The sequence below is a fragment of the Dellaglioa sp. CoH-57-MRSF-22 genome, from assembly GCF_056781895.1.
Genome location: NZ_JBXAXT010000276.1, coordinates 1 through 238, shown reverse-complemented (window position 1 = coordinate 238; position 238 = coordinate 1). Strand labels below are relative to the sequence as shown.

Genomic DNA, 238 nt, shown 5'->3' with positions numbered 1-238 from the left:
GGGGGATTTGCTCGCGGCTCGATGGTCACCATCGCCGCAGGCTCAGGTGCCGGTAAATCGCTGTTTGCCAACGACATCGCGATCAAGATGGCTAGCGCCGGCTACAAGGTGCTGGTGGTTCCTCTCGAAATGAGTGCGAAGGAAACCACGGTGCGCGTCATGGCCAACGTCGGGGCCTTCGACGTGACGGACATTCGTCTACAGCGGTTGGCGACCAACGATCGCGATTTGGTGATGA

General features: G+C 59.7%; 1 protein-coding gene. It reads left to right on the top strand.

The annotated features are described in order from the left end of the window. Positions 1–238: DnaB-like helicase C-terminal domain-containing protein (locus AC1RPR_RS09070; RefSeq protein WP_481763620.1), on the top strand; the 238-nt coding region annotated here is incomplete at both ends.